Below are 14,203 nucleotides of genomic sequence, written 5' to 3'. Positions count from 1 at the left end.
GCTCAGGGGTTTCCCGTACCGGTCACGGCTCCATCGGCGAAGATGCCTGGGCCCAGAAGCGTTTCGGGATCCGGCCGGCGTGCCGGGCACGGAATCCCGCTTCGACGGCGTGACGCATCGCCGACGCCATCAGCGCCGGATCCTTCGCGCGGGTGACGGCGGTCGCGAGCAGCACGGCGTCGCAACCGAGTTCCATCGCGAGCGCCGCGTCGGAGGCGGTTCCGATTCCCGCGTCGAGGATCACCGGCACACCCGCGGCCTCGACGATCATCTCGATGTGGTGCGGGTTCGAGATGCCGAGGCCGGTCCCGATCGGCGAGCCGAGCGGCATCACCGCGGCACAACCGACGTCCTCGAGGCGTCGCGCGAGGACGGGATCGTCGGTCGTGTACGGCAGGACGACGAAGCCGTCGTCGACGAGTTGTTCGGCCGCGGAGACGAGTTCGATGGCGTCGGGCAGCAGCGTCCGTTCGTCGGCGATGACCTCGAGTTTCACCCAGTCGGTCTCCAGCGCCTCCCGACCGAGCTGCGCGGTCAGCACGGCTTCCTTCGCGCCGCGGCACCCGGCGGTGTTCGGCAGCGGTTCGATGCCGAGACGGCGCAGCAGGTCGAGGACACCGGTTCCGGAGGCTGCGTCGACGCGGCGCATCGCGACGGTGGTCAGTTCGGTGCCCGACGCGACGAGTGCCTCCTCGAGCACGGCCAGGTTCGCCGCGCCACCGGTGCCGGTGATCAGCCGCGACCCGAAGGTGCGGCCGGCGATGGTCAGCTGCGGCAGGTCGGCGCCGGGATCGTGTGTGTCAGCCACCCTGGACCGCCGTGAGGATCTCGATGCTCGCTCCGCGCGTGACCGGCTCCGACCAGCGGCCGCGCGGGCACACGACACCGTCGACGGCGACCGCGATGCCCTTCTCGGGCAGGCCGAGCTCGTTCAGCAGTTGTGACACGGTCGGGGCCGCGTCGTAGTACTTGTCCTCACCGTTGACGGTGATGCCCACGGACACGTTCGTCATCCCACACTCGCTTCCGTAATTCGTCCAGGACAGGCGTATTGCGCGTCGGCCAGCGACCGCCCACCGAGTTCGGCGAGCACCGCGTCGACGGTGAGCGGCGTGAGCAGCACACCGTTGCGGCCGTGGCCGGTCGCGGCGACGACACGATCGGAGAGCCGGCCGATCAGCGGCAGGTTGTCGGGGGTCATCGGGCGCAGGCCCGCGCTCGCCTCGAACAGTTCGTACTCGCCGAGCGCAGGGAAGATCTTCTCGGCGTCGGCGATCAGATCGCGCACCCCGGCCACCGTGACCTGTGTGTCGGACGCCTCGTACTGTGTGGCGCCCACGACGAGGCCGTCGTGGCGGGGCACCAGATAGGCGGGGCGTCCGTGGACACTCGCGCGCACGGTGCGCTGCGGCGGCGGGGTCGCGCCCGGCCGCACCCGCAGGCGCAGGATCTCGCCCTTGACCGGACGGACCGGAAGGCCCGGCCACAGTCGCGCCGACGCCGAGCCGGCGGCGAGCACCACCTGATCGTCGGGAAGGTCGGCGAGATCGTGGACGGCGGCGTCGGAGAAACGCACCCCGGCCGCGGTGGCCGCGACGCGCAGGGCGTCGACGAGCGTGCGGTTGTCGACCGACGACTCGGTGGGTGCAAGCAGTCCGAGACGCACCTTCGGCCCGAGCGACGGTTCGAACTCCCGGATCTCCGCACGGGAGAGCAGACGCATCTCGTGCCCCCGCTCCCCGACCCATTCGGCGACGGTCCGCAAGTCGGCCGCGTCCGCCGCGTCGAGCGCGACGGTCAGCGACGCCTCGGCGGTGAACACGTCGACGCCGGTCTCCGCGCGCAGTGCATCCGCGAATCCGGGCCAGCGGTCGAGCGAGGCCCCACCCAGGGACAGCACGTGGTCCTCACCGGGCCAGCCCTCGGACAGCGGGGCCAGCATCCCGCCGGCCACCCACGAGGCGCCACTGCCGGGATTCGGGTCGTGCACGGTCACGATGTGCCCCGAGCGGGCCGCGCGCCATGCGATCGACAGCCCGATCACTCCGCCACCCACGACGGCCACAGTTGCCATTGGTCCACCTCACTCCCTGCGCCGGCATGATCCGGGTCAGGTCATAACGGTCGGGGCCGGCAGGCCCCCTCTCAGCCCCGCGAACCTCGGGACTCCCGTGTCGTCACTTTCTGCCTAGAGGCTACCGTCTTGGTCGTGACCACCTATCGCGGCAACCATCCCGACCCGCGCGGCCGCCTCGCGACCGCCCGGTTGTACCTGTGCACCGACGCTCGCCGGGACACCGGCGACCTCGCACGGTTCGTCGAGGAGGCCCTCGCCGGTGGGGTCGACATCGTCCAGTTGCGCGACAAGGACTCGGCCGGCGAGAAGAAGTTCGGACGCCTCGAGGCACGCGAGGAACTCGCCGCCCTCGAGATCATCGGCGAGGCGTGTGCACGCCACGGTGCGCTCCTGGCCGTGAACGACCGCGCCGACATCGCGCTCGCGGCGGGCGCCGACATCCTGCATCTCGGTCAGGGCGATCTGCCGGTGCGGCACGCGCGGCAGATCCTCGGCGACGAGATCGTCATCGGCCGCTCGACGTCGAGCCGCGCGCAGGCTGCGCTCGCCGACATCGAGGAGGGCGTCGACTACTTCGCGTCCGGGCCGGTGTGGGACACCCCGACCAAGCCGGGACGGACCGCGGCGGGGCTGGAGGTGACGCGCGAGGTCGCGCAGTCGCAGCCGGCACGGCCGTGGTTCGCGATCGGCGGCATCGATCTCGAGCGGCTCCCCGAGGTGCTCGACGCCGGTGCCACGCGGGTCGCGGTGGTCCGGGCGATCACGAAGGCCTCCGATCCGCGGGCAGCCGCCGCAGCACTCGAGGCCGCGCTGCCGGCCTGAAAGGCGGCTGAAGGCTGCGCTGCCGGCCTGAGGCGTTACAGCCAGCCCAGCACGGCCGAGGGCGACATCGCGATCGTGCCCTCGGGCAACCGCGCGCGCAGGCCGCGATCCGCGGTGACCACGACCGTCACCCCAGGGTCGACCACGGCCGTCGCGGTGGAGGCCAGCCGGGTCAGTTCGTCGTCGCCGCTGCCGTCCGCGCTGTGCACCGGGATCCGGACGTCGTCGATCGTCGCGTCGCGGGCATGCCCTTCGAGGACCGCTTCGACGCAGGGGACCCAGCCGAACGTCCCGTCGGGAAATTCGACCGTGCGGGGAAGGACCGCGGCGAGGTCGGCGAGCAGGGCGCTCGTCGCGCCGGGGCGGTCGCGCCACCATCCGGTGGGGCCGCTCGCTCCGAGCACGTTCGCGGTGTCGAGCAGCATGCGTACCGGTGAGGTGCGCAGCGACGGCCACGCCTCGGCGAAGCCGCTGTGCAGCGGCATCGCCTCGACCTCCGGTTCGGGCACCCAGCGCAGTTCGGTGCTCTCCTGGTTGAGGCTGGTCACGAGCGTTTCGGTGGCGTCGGCGACGACGGTGGTGTAGGTCCATCCGCCCGCGAGACCGGAGGTGACACGTTCGGCGCGCACCGTCACGGCCGCGACATCGATGCCGGCCTCCTCGTGGGCCTCCCGCACGGCGGCGTCGACGGTGCTCTCATGCGAGTCGCGCGCTCCACCGGGAAGCGCCCAGGTGCCACCCTGGTGCGACCATGCCGCCCGGTGCTGCAGGAGAACCGCGGGGCGACCGTCCGCGAGCGGAGCGCGCAGCAGCAGACCTGCGGCGCCGTGTCGTCCCCAGCGTTTCTCACCGTCCGGTCCGACCGCCCAGCCGTCGCCGTCTCCACGCATTGCGTCCGCCTCTCCGATCCGCCCTCGTCCGGACCTGTGCCCGGTACCGGATCCCCGCCGTCCGTGGACGGCAACAATACCGCCGGGCTGCTTATATGCTCCCCTCAGACCGCTCGACACGAGGAAGGGAGTGCCCGGTGGACGTACGGATCACCCCTCCCTTCGCTCCTGTCGAGAGCCACATTCGCGACGACGCCGATACGGACACTCCGGACGCCCGGTTCGACGACGCTCGTGCCCTGCTCCGATCCACGCCGGTCCGGTTGGTGGTCCTCGGGGTGGTGCTCACCGTGCTGCTCGTCGCCTCGGCAGCGGTCTCCGCAACGATGGTGTCCGGCAGGCAGGCCACCCACGATCGTCTCCTCACGTCCATCGAGCCGCTCGCCAGCGCGGCCCAGAATCTCTACAGCGCGCTCTCGGTGGCCGACGCCGCCGCCGTGACGGGCTTCATCTCGGGAGGACTCGAACCGGAAGCGGTGCGCAGTCGCTACATCCGGGCCACCAACGAGGCTGCGGAATATCTCGTCATCGCTTCGACCGGTCTGACCGACGCCGACCGCGAGACCGCACACAACCTGACGGAGATCGGGCGGTTGCTGCCCGTCTACACGGGTCTCATCGAGACGGCCCGCACCAACAACCGCACCGGGCATCCGGTCGGCGCCGCATATCTCGGCGAGGCCTCGCACCTGATGCAGACCGAACTGCTCCCCGCCGCGCAGGAACTGCACACGCGCGGCGTCGCCGCGGTCGAGGACACCCAGCGCGACGCGGTGCGACCGCCCTGGCTCGCGATCGGGCTGCTCCTCGTCACGGTCGCCGCCCTGTGCGTGGCGCACGTCGTCGTGAGCCGCCGCAGTCGTCGCACCCTCAATCCCGGAATCCTCGTCGCGATCGGCGCGACCGGCGCGCTGCTGTGCTGGTTGCTCGTCGCGGGCCTGGCCTCGTCGAGTGCCACCGAACGCGCCATCGAGCGCGGTGCGGCACCGCTCGCCGATCTCACCGAGGGCCGGATCCTCGCCCAGCAGTCGCGTACCGCCGAGACCCTGCTGATCGCCCGGCGCGACACGACCGGCGCGTACGACGACACCTTCGGGACCAACATGGCGCGACTCGGCGACATCCTCGACGAGTACGGTCGCGATTCCGCCCTCGAGGCGGGCGCCGAGGCAGTGGAGACCGCCCGGTCGGCGCACGAGGCCTGGATCAACTCGCATGCACGCATGGTCGACGCCCTCGTCCGCGGCGATTACGCAGCGGCCTCGGTACTCGCGGTCGGCGCAGGTCCCGGCGAGTCCACCGCCCGGTTCGTCGCTCTCGATGCGGCCCTGACGGAAGGAATCGACGACACCCGCACCGAACTGCGCGACAACGAGTTCCGCGCCTCCCGCACCCTCGCCGGCCTCGCACCGATGTCGGTGGTGCTGCTGACGGTGGCGCTGGTCGGCGTGTGGGTCGGTCTCCGGCCCCGGTTGAAGGAGTACCAGTGAGAGAGCGCGTTCTCGTCGCGGGCCTGTGCGTCGTCGCCGCACTCGCCGGCGGGTGCGCGACCGATCCCCCACCGCGCGCCCCCGGCCTCCAGGGGACGACGACCTCTCTCCCGCTCCCCGAGAACGCGCGGATGCTCGAGTCGTCGGTGGCCACACCGCCCGCCCCCGACTGCGGCGATCCCACCGCCTCGCTTCCCCCGGACCCGAACGCCACCGGACCTGCGATCGATCGGATCCGCACGCGCGGCCGGCTGATCGTCGGCCTCGACACCGGCAGCAACCTCATGAGCTACCGCGACACCGCGACCGGGCGCATCACCGGTTTCGACGTCGACATCGCGCGCGAGATCGCCCGCGACCTCCTGGGCGATCCCGCTCTCGTCGACTACCGCATCCTGTCGTCGGCCGAGCGCGAGAAGGCGCTGCAGGACTCCACCGTCGACATCGTCGCGAAGACCATGAGCATCACGTGCGCCCGACGCGAGAAGGTCGACTTCTCCACCGAGTACTTCCGGGCCCAGCAGCGCGTGCTCGTCGTCCGGGGATCCGACATCCGCTCCGCCGCCGATCTCGCCGGCCGGCGCGTGTGCATCGTCGAGGGCACGACCTCGCTGCTCCGGATGCGGGAGGTACAGCCGTCGGCGTCGATCCTCACCGTGCCGTCGTGGGCCGACTGCCTCGTCGTCCTCCAGCAACAGCAGGTCGACGCCGTGAGCACCGACGACACGATCCTCGCCGGACTCGCCTCGCAGGACCCCTATCTCGAACTCGTCGGCCCCTCCCTGGGATCGGAGCCGTACGGAATCGGAATCCGGCTGGGCAGCGACGAGCTCGTACGGTTCGTCAACGCCACCCTCGAACGGATCCGTTCCGACGGGACGTGGACGGCGCTGTACGAGAAGTACCTGCGGGTGCTCGGTCCCACTCCGTCACCCCCGACTCCGAACTACCGGGAGTGACGGCCATGTCCGACGAACCCGAACCGGCCGATACCCCGTCGGTCGATTCCGGCCCCGCCACCGAACGGGCGGTGAACTCCGGGCCCACCACGGAACGGGCAGTGGACTCCGGGCCCGCCACCAGGCGTGCGGCGGATTCCGGGCCCGCGACCGAGCCGTCGACGAGCGACTCGGGACCGGCCACCGCGCGGGCGGCCGGGGATGCCGGACCTGCCACCGAACGCGGCCCTGTCCCCACCACGCGGCCCGAATCCACCCAGCGCTCGTCGATCTGGTCCGGCTCGTCGTCCCAGCGTTCGTCCTCCCAACGTTCGTCGAGCCGCCGCATCCGGCCGCGCGGAACCCAGCGTCGCCGCATCGCCGGCCTCGTCGACGTGCCGGTCCCCACCACGAAGGATCCGGTCGACGCGGTCCTCCGCGATCCTCACGTCTCCGAGGGCAAGAGGTTCTGCGCGAAGTGCGGACAACCGGTGGGACGCAGCACCCCGTCGGGGCCGGGTCCCACGGAAGGCGATTGCCCCCAGTGCGGAACACATTTCCAGTTCACTCCGGCCCTGCACCGCGGCGATCTCGTCGCCGGGCAGTACGAGGTGCAAGGCTGTCTCGCACACGGCGGACTCGGGTGGATCTATCTCGCGATCGACCGCAACGTGAGCGACCGCTGGGTGGTGCTGAAGGGCCTGCTGCAGGGTGGCGACGCCGAGGCGCAGGCGGTGGCGGTGGCCGAACGCCAGTTCCTGGCCGAGGTCAGCCATCCGAGCATCGTGCAGATCTACAACTTCGTCGAGCACCCCTCACCCGACGGCACCCCGATGGGGTACATCGTCATGGAGTACCTGGGTGGTCACACCCTGCGTACCGTGCTCGACAACTACCCTCCGCCGAACCGCATCCCGGTCGAGCAAGCCATCGGGTACATGCTCGAAGTGCTTCCGGCACTGCAGTATCTCCACGACATCGGACTGGTCTACAACGACCTCAAGCCCGAGAACATCATGGTCACCGACGAGCAGATCGAACTCATCGACCTCGGTGCCGTCTCCGCGATCGAGGGGTACGGCTATCTGTACGGGACGCCGGGATATCAGGCACCCGAGATCGTCCGGACCGGGCCGACGGTCGCGAGCGACATCTACACGGTCGGACGCACACTCGCGGTGCTCACGCTCGACATGCCGTCGGACAAGGGCCGGTACCGCGACGGTCTGCCCACTCCCGAGCAGGCGCCCCTGCTCGCCGAGTTCGACTCCTTCCACCGCCTGCTCCTGCGGGCTACGAACCCCGATCCGCAGCAGCGCTTCTCGTCCGCCGACGAACTGCAGGGACAGCTCACCGGTGTGCTGCGCGAGATCCTGTCGAAGAAACTCGGCACCGAACATCCCGGGCTGTCCCGGCTGTTCAGCCCGCCCCGCACGACCTTCGGCACCGACGAGGCGCTCGTCCCCACCGACGTCTACGCCGACGGGATCGAGCGCGACCCCAAACTGCGGGGCCAGGATGTCGCGGCGGCGCTGCCCGTCCCGCTGCTCGACCCCAACGATCCGAGTGCCGCGCTCCTCGCCGCAGCGGTACACAGCGAACCGCAGCAGACCCTCGACTCGCTCCGGCACGCGCGCGAGAACGGGGTCGGGCGGGTCGTCGGGGCATCCGACGTGTCGTTCTCCAAGGAGATCACCCTCGCCGAGGTCCGCGCCCATCTCGATCTCGGGCAGGTCGACAGCGCGGTGGAGATCCTCACCCGCCTCGAGCGCGCGTTCGGCGACGACTGGCGCATGGACTGGTACGCCGGCATCGCCGAACTGCTGCAGGACGACTACGAGGCAGCGTTCGCCCGGTTCGACAAGGTGCTGCAGGCTCTTCCGGGCGAGATCGCCCCGAAGATCGCGCTCGGGGCCACCGCCGAACTGACGCTGCAGCATTGGGAGAGCGACGACCCCGACGCGTGGCGACGCTTCTGCGAGCAGTCCTACCGGGTCGTGTGGCGCACCGATCACGCCGTCGTCAGCGCGGCCTTCGGTTTGGCACGCCAGCTCACCGCCCGCGACGAGATCCGTGCCGCCGTCGACGTGCTCGACGAGGTCCCCACGACCTCCCGGCACCACAGTGCAGCGACCATGACCGCCGCCCTGGTCCTGTTACGAGGCGGTCGCGTCGAGGAGATCTCCGAGGCGGATCTGCGGGAGGCCGCGCACCGGATCGCGTCGCTGCCTCCCGACGAGGGTCGCGCCCTGCAGATGCGCGCACTGGTCCTCGGGACGGCGCTCGAATGGGTGCGCAGTGGACGGGCGTCGAGTCGCGAGTACGACCGCATCCTCGACGTACCGTTCACCGAGAAGGGACTACGCCTGGGCACCGAGGCAGCGCTGCGGCAATTGGCGCGCAACGCCCCTTCCCGCACACACCGCTACACCCTCGTCGACCTCGCGAACGCGATCCGGCCGCGCAGTTTGACCTGATCAGAAGTCAGCGCCGGGCGAACTGCACGGCCGCGCGGGCGATGGCGAGTTCCTCGTTCGTGGGGATCACGAGCACCTCCACCTGCGACGAGTCGGCCGAGATCCGGCGTTCCCCGTCGTCGTCGGCAGTGTTGCGCGCATCGTCGACGACGATGCCGAGCCGGTCGAGGCCGGAGAGGCTGTCGCGCCGGACGTCGACGTTGTTCTCCCCCACCCCACCGGTGAACACGATCGCGTCGACGCCACCGAGCTCGAAGGTGTAGGCGCCCACGTACTTCCGGATGCGATGCACGTAGACCTCGTACGCGAGTCGCGCGTCCTCGTCGCCCTCGCCGACGAGCTTCAGCAGAGCCCGGAAGTCGTTGACACCCGACAGCCCCTTCAGGCCCGAATGCCGGTTGAGCAGGTCGTCGATGGCGTCGACCTTCAACCCGGCCGCCCGGTTGAGGTGCATGACGACACCCGGATCGATGTCGCCGCTGCGCGTGCCCATGACGAGACCCTCGAGCGGGGTCAGTCCCATCGAGGTGTCGATCGGGCTCCCACCTGCGACCGCCGACGCCGACGCACCGTTACCCAGATGGAGCACAACCAGATTCAGGTCCGCGATGTCGCGTCCGAGGAACTCCGCGGCACGCCCCGACACGTATTCGTGTGAAGTACCGTGGAATCCGTACCGCCGGATGTCGTGCTTGTGGGCGATGTCGCGGTCGATCGCATAGGTCGCCGCGTGCGGCGGAAGACCGTGGAAGAAGGCGGTGTCGAAGACACCCACGTGGGGGATGTCGGGAAGTTCCTCCCGCGCGACCTCCATTCCCACGACGTTCGCCGGATTGTGGAGGGGCGCAAGGATCGACAATTCGTCGACGGCGCGGACCACGTCGTCGTCGATCAGGGTCGGTTCGTAGAAGACCTTGCCGCCGTGCACGAGTCGGTGTCCGACGGCGACGATGCCCACCTCGTGCAGCGGACGGCCCAGCCCTTCGAGCATCTCCAGTACCGCACGCAGTCCGGTCCGGTGGTCGGCGATGGCGTCGTTGCGTTCGTCCACACCCGTCGTGTGGTGGAAGACGATCCGGCCCTCCGGTTCCCCGATCCGCTCGATCAGTCCGTGCGCCAGCGACTTTCCGCTCTCCGGTTCGATCAGTTGGAACTTGATCGACGACGATCCGGAGTTGAGGACCAGGACGATGCCTGCGGTGACCGGGTTCGGGCTGCTCACGCGTCTTCCTCCTGCGCCTGGATCGCGGTGATGGCGATGGTGTTGACGATGTCCTGGATCAGGGCGCCCCGCGAGAGGTCGTTGACCGGCTTGTTCAGGCCTTGCAGGACGGGTCCGACGGCGACGGCACCGGCGCTGCGCTGCACGGCCTTGTAGGTGTTGTTGCCGGTGTTCAGGTCCGGGAAGATGAACACCGTGGCGCGACCGGCGACGTCGGAGTCGGGTAACTTCGCGCTCGCGACCGTCGGTTCGATCGCCGCGTCGTACTGGATCGGACCCTCCACGAGCAGGTCGGATCGTCGCTCGCGCACGAACGTGGTGGCCGAGCGGACCTTGTCGACGTCGGCGCCCGAACCGGATTCGCCGGTGGAGTACGACAGCATCGCGACCCGGGGGTCGATGCCGAACCGGGCGGCGGTCGCGGCGGACGAGATCGCGATGTCGGCGAGCTGGTCGGCGGTCGGGTCGGGGACGACGGCACAGTCACCGTAGGCGAGCACGCGGTCGGCGAGGCACATCAGGAAGATGCTCGACACCGTGGAGACACCCGGTTCGGTCTTGATGATCTCGAGGGCGGGACGGATCGTGTGGGCGGTGGTGTGCGCCGCGCCCGATACCATGCCGTCGGCCAGGCCCAGATGCACCATCATCGTGCCGAAATACGAGATGTCGCGCATGATCTCGCGTGCACGATCGACGGTCATGCCCTTGTGGGCACGCAGCCGCGCGTACTCCTCCGCGAACCGGTCGGCGTGCTCGGATGTGCGCGGATCGAGGATCTGCGCTTCCGACAGGTCCACCCCGAGTTCCGACGCCCGCTGGCGGACGGCCGCCTCGTCGCCGAGGATCGTGAGCTTCGCGATGCCGCGCTGGAGCACACGCCCGGCAGCTCTGAGGACGCGATCGTCCTCGCCCTCGGGCAGCACGATGTGGCGCTGCTGGGCCCGCGCCCGGTCGATGAGCTGGTATTCGAACATCTGCGGGGTGGTCACGGACGGTCGCGGCAGTCGCAGCCGGTCGAGCAGGGAGTGCGCGTCGACGTGCCGTTCCATGAGCGCGAGAGCCGTGTCGATCTTGCGCTGCGCACCGAGGGCCATGCGGCCGCGGGTGCGGTCCGCGGCCGAGGCGGTATCGAAGGTGCCGAGGTCGGTGGTGAGGATCGGTAGCGACGGCTTCAGAGCCGCAACGAGCTCCGCGATCATCGGATGCGGCAGCAGACCGCCGTTCATGATGATGCCGGCGAGCGTCGGGAAACCTTCGGCGGCATTGGCATTGACCAGCGCGAGGATGACGTCGGAGCGGTCGGCGGGAGCGATCACGACGATACCGTCGGTGAGGCGCTCCAGAATCCGCTCGGCGGTCATGCCACCGACCATGATCCGCAGCGCTTCCCGCTGCAGCAGGTCGGGGTCGCCGCTGTAGAGCTCGCCTCCGATCGCGGTCTGCAGCTCGGCCATCGTCGGCGCCACCAGCGCGGGCACCTCCGGGAGCGTCCACACCGGTTCGGTGCGGTCGCCGAGTGCCTGTGCGATCTCGTCGAGTGCGTCGGGGTCGCAGCGGTTCACCACCACCGCACCGAGATGCGCGTGCTGACCCGCGAGCTCGTTTGCACACACCCCGGCGAGCTGGGCGATCTCGGCGGGCGTGCGGCGGGAACCGCGCAGGACGAGCAGCACCGGGGCGTCGAGGTTCGCCGCGATGCGGGCGTTGTACGACAGCTCGCTGGGGTTGGCGATCTCGGTGTAGTCGCTGCCGACGATGACGACGGCGTCGCAGCGGTCGGCCACCGCGTGGTACTTGCCGACGATGTCGCTGAGCGCGGTGTCCGGGTCGTCGTGGACGTCGTCGTAGGTGACGCCGATGCAGTCCTCGTAGGCGAGGTCGACGGTGGTGTGTTCGAGCAACAGTTCGAGGATGTAGTCGATGTCGCTGTCGGAGCGCGCGATGGGCCGGAAGACACCGACGCGGGCGGTTGACGCGCACAGCGTCTGCAGCACCCCCAGGGCGACGGTCGATTTCCCGGTGTCCCCTTCCGGAGCTGCGATGTAGATGCTCGAGACGGACCCTGCAGCAGCACTCATGGATTCCACCCTAACTGCAAACTTTGTTCCGTCCGGTGTAGCCGCGCACATGCCCGGCCGGATGTGTCAGGCCGGGCATGTGAGAGTCGCGGGAACTCAGGACTGGGTCTGCAGCACGCGCGGCGTGCCGGGCTGTTCGGCGTCCGCCACGACCTCCACCGGTTCGGCGTCGGCCGGCAGTCCGAGCAGGTCGGTCGGCGTCTTCGCCGTCTCACGCAGTCCGAGGACCGCGACACCTGCGATGCCGCACGCGACCGCACCGAAGATCGCGACCGGGAGCCAGCCCGTCACGCCGGGGAGCAGGATCAGCGCGGCGACCATCGGCGAGAAGCCGGCCAGCAGGTTGCCGAGCTGGTTGCTCACGGCCATCCCCGTGAAGCGGACGGTCGCCGGGAACTGTTCGGCGAAGAAGGACGTCCACACGCCGTTGTAGCAGCTGAAGAACAGCGACATGTTCACGAACGCGGCGACGGAGATCAGCAGGATGTTCGTCGTCGAGATCGCCCACAGGTATCCGGCGAGGCTCACCGCGCAGCCGAGGGAGGCGATCAACATGGTCGGCTTGCGGCCGATGATGTCGGAGAGGTAGCCGGCCGCGGGGATCGTGAACATCGACAGTGCGATGGAGACGGAGATGACGGTGAGCATCACGCTGTGCTCGACACCCACCGAGGTGGCGTACGACAGGCTGAACACGGCGAAGAGGGTCTGCACCGATGCCATCAGGGACGCGCCGGCCACCCGGATCACCGAGCGCCAGTGGAACTTGAACACGTCGCCGAGGGGGAGCTTGCGGACGACGCTCTCCTCCTTCACCTCGGTGAAGGTCGGCGTCTCGTCCAGGTGGTTGCGAACGTAGTAGGTCACGACGACGACAACTGCGCTGAGCCAGAACGGGATCCGCCAGCCCCAGCTGTAGAGCGCGTCGTCGGGCAGGAGCGAGACGGGCACGAAGACGACGGTCGCGAGCGAACACCCCACGGCGTAGCCGACCATCACGAAGCTCGTGAAGAAACCGCGGCGTCCCACCGGCGAATGTTCGACGGTCAACGTCGACGCCCCGGCCGATTCGGCGCCCGCCGAGAAGCCCTGCAGGACACGCATCGCCACGAGGAGGATCGGTGCGAGGATGTCCACCTGCTCGTAGGTCGGAAGACATCCGATGACGAAGGACGCGACGCCCATCAGGACGACGGTCGCGAGCATGACGCGTTTGCGGCCGAGCCGGTCGCCGAAGTGCCCCATGACGACGGCGCCCACCGGCCGTGCCACGTACCCCACGGCGAAGGTGGCGAAGGATGCGATGAGGGCGACGGTGGGGTTACCGCCCGGGAAGAACAGCACGTTGAAGACGAGCGCGGCGGCAGCGCCGTAGACGAAGAAGTCGTAGTACTCCAGTGCCCCTCCGAGGAGCGCGGCGATCGATGCGCGGCGGGGGTTCATCTCCGGTTTCGCTTCTGACTGCGGCATGGTCGATGCAGATTTGTCGGTGATCACGGTGCCTCGTTGGGTTCGATTCGGATCGGGGTCGGCGTGTGCCTCGTCCGAGCTGTGATGTCCGGCGGTGGCGGGCAGTGTGTGTGACGGTTGCCACCGCGTCGGAACAAACGTAGGTAGACACCGGACCCCGTCGCTGTTCCGTTGTGAAACAACATCGACATCTCTCGTCGAACAGAAAAGGTGCCGCTTCTCCTTCTCGGAGAAGCGGCGCCTCAAAGGCCGGATGTCAGGCGAGTGCGCGGAGCCTCGGCGCTAGGTCGCGCTCGAACAGTTCCAGGAACCGCTTCTGATCATGACCCGGCGCGTGGAACACCAGATGATTCAACCCGGCATCGACATACGCCTTGACCTTCTCGACGGCCTCGTCCGGATCCGACGCCACGATCCACCGCTTGGCGACCTGCTCGATCGGCAACGCATCGGCCGCCGCCTCCATCTCCATCGGATCATCGATGCTGTGCTTCTGCTCCGGCGTCAGCGACAACGGTGCCCAGAACCGGGTGTTCTCCAGCGCCTTGTCCGGATCGGTGTCGTACGAGATCTTGATCTCGATCATCTTGTCGATCTGCGTCGCATCCCGCTCCGCCTTCTCCGCACCTTCCGCCACGGCCGGCAGGAGTTTGTCGGTGTAGAGCTCCATGCCCTTACCCGAGGTGCAGATGAACCCGTCCCCGGCGCGTCCGGCATAGCGTGCCACCACCGGGCC

General features: G+C 69.3%; 12 protein-coding genes and 1 riboswitch. Of the genes, 4 read left to right on the top strand and 8 right to left on the bottom strand.

Annotated features, from left to right (window positions below; genetic code table 11):
- Positions 1 to 22: 22 nt before the first annotated feature.
- The 3 genes from thiG to thiO form a co-directional block, all read right to left on the bottom strand.
- A complete protein-coding gene (thiG, locus tag ACLBYD_RS21385) occupies positions 23 to 808 on the bottom strand; it encodes a thiazole synthase (RefSeq protein WP_006553655.1) in 786 nt (261 codons plus the stop codon).
- Positions 801 to 1,013, bottom strand: a complete 213-nt coding sequence (gene thiS, locus ACLBYD_RS21380) for a sulfur carrier protein ThiS (protein WP_006553656.1) — start codon at positions 1,011 to 1,013, stop codon at positions 801 to 803. The genes thiG and thiS overlap by 8 nt, the downstream gene beginning before the upstream one ends.
- Complete coding sequence (thiO, locus tag ACLBYD_RS21375; protein WP_447818009.1) at positions 1,010 to 2,074, bottom strand: glycine oxidase ThiO; 1,065 nt, start codon at positions 2,072 to 2,074, stop codon at positions 1,010 to 1,012. The genes thiS and thiO overlap by 4 nt, the downstream gene beginning before the upstream one ends.
- Positions 2,071 to 2,183, bottom strand: a riboswitch (TPP riboswitch). It overlaps the preceding gene by 4 nt.
- A 26-nt stretch (positions 2,184 to 2,209) precedes the next feature.
- On the opposite strand from thiO, the gene thiE reads away from it, so the two are divergent.
- Positions 2,210 to 2,899, top strand: a complete 690-nt coding sequence (gene thiE, locus ACLBYD_RS21370; RefSeq protein WP_349536153.1) for a thiamine phosphate synthase — start codon at positions 2,210 to 2,212, stop codon at positions 2,897 to 2,899.
- Between the two features lie 35 nt (positions 2,900 to 2,934).
- Here the strand turns inward: thiE and ACLBYD_RS21365 are convergent, their stop codons facing one another.
- The gene (locus ACLBYD_RS21365; RefSeq protein WP_447818008.1) at positions 2,935 to 3,789 is read right to left on the bottom strand and encodes an NUDIX hydrolase; all 855 of its coding nucleotides are present in this window, start codon (positions 3,787 to 3,789) and stop codon (positions 2,935 to 2,937) included.
- A 137-nt stretch (positions 3,790 to 3,926) separates the two neighbouring features.
- On the opposite strand from ACLBYD_RS21365, the gene ACLBYD_RS21360 reads away from it, so the two are divergent.
- From ACLBYD_RS21360 to ACLBYD_RS21350, 3 genes are read left to right on the top strand one after another with little or no spacing between them, the layout of a single operon-like run.
- Entirely contained in the window at positions 3,927 to 5,279 is a 1,353-nt protein-coding gene (locus ACLBYD_RS21360) for a hypothetical protein (RefSeq protein WP_447818007.1), read from the top strand.
- Positions 5,276 to 6,238: a transporter substrate-binding domain-containing protein gene (locus tag ACLBYD_RS21355; protein ID WP_271037638.1), complete on the top strand. Its 963-nt coding sequence runs from the start codon at positions 5,276 to 5,278 to the stop codon at positions 6,236 to 6,238. The genes ACLBYD_RS21360 and ACLBYD_RS21355 overlap by 4 nt, the downstream gene beginning before the upstream one ends.
- Positions 6,239 to 6,243: 5 nt before the next feature.
- On the top strand, positions 6,244 to 8,694 hold the full coding sequence (locus tag ACLBYD_RS21350) for a tetratricopeptide repeat protein (protein WP_447818006.1): 2,451 nt from the start codon (positions 6,244 to 6,246) through the stop codon (positions 8,692 to 8,694).
- Positions 8,695 to 8,701: 7 nt separating this feature from the next.
- On the opposite strand, the gene ACLBYD_RS21345 is transcribed toward ACLBYD_RS21350, so the two are convergent.
- The 4 genes from ACLBYD_RS21345 to ACLBYD_RS21330 all read right to left on the bottom strand — a co-directional run.
- Positions 8,702 to 9,916, bottom strand: coding sequence for an acetate/propionate family kinase (locus ACLBYD_RS21345; RefSeq protein WP_447818005.1), 1,215 nt, complete (start codon positions 9,914 to 9,916; stop codon positions 8,702 to 8,704).
- Entirely contained in the window at positions 9,913 to 11,997 is a 2,085-nt protein-coding gene (gene pta, locus ACLBYD_RS21340; protein ID WP_120280168.1) for a phosphate acetyltransferase, read from the bottom strand. The genes ACLBYD_RS21345 and pta overlap by 4 nt, the downstream gene beginning before the upstream one ends.
- A gap of 96 nt (positions 11,998 to 12,093) precedes the next feature.
- Positions 12,094 to 13,440: an MFS transporter gene (locus tag ACLBYD_RS21335; protein WP_447818059.1), complete on the bottom strand. Its 1,347-nt coding sequence runs from the start codon at positions 13,438 to 13,440 to the stop codon at positions 12,094 to 12,096.
- 283 nt (positions 13,441 to 13,723) lie between these two features.
- Positions 13,724 to 14,203 (bottom strand): LLM class flavin-dependent oxidoreductase (locus ACLBYD_RS21330; RefSeq protein ID WP_447818003.1); only part of this gene is annotated, 480 nt, incomplete at its 5' end.

This window comes from Rhodococcus sp. C26F (assembly GCF_053345925.1).
The sequence above is the reverse complement of the archived record's forward strand: the minus strand, read 5'-3'. Positions and strand labels throughout refer to the sequence as shown.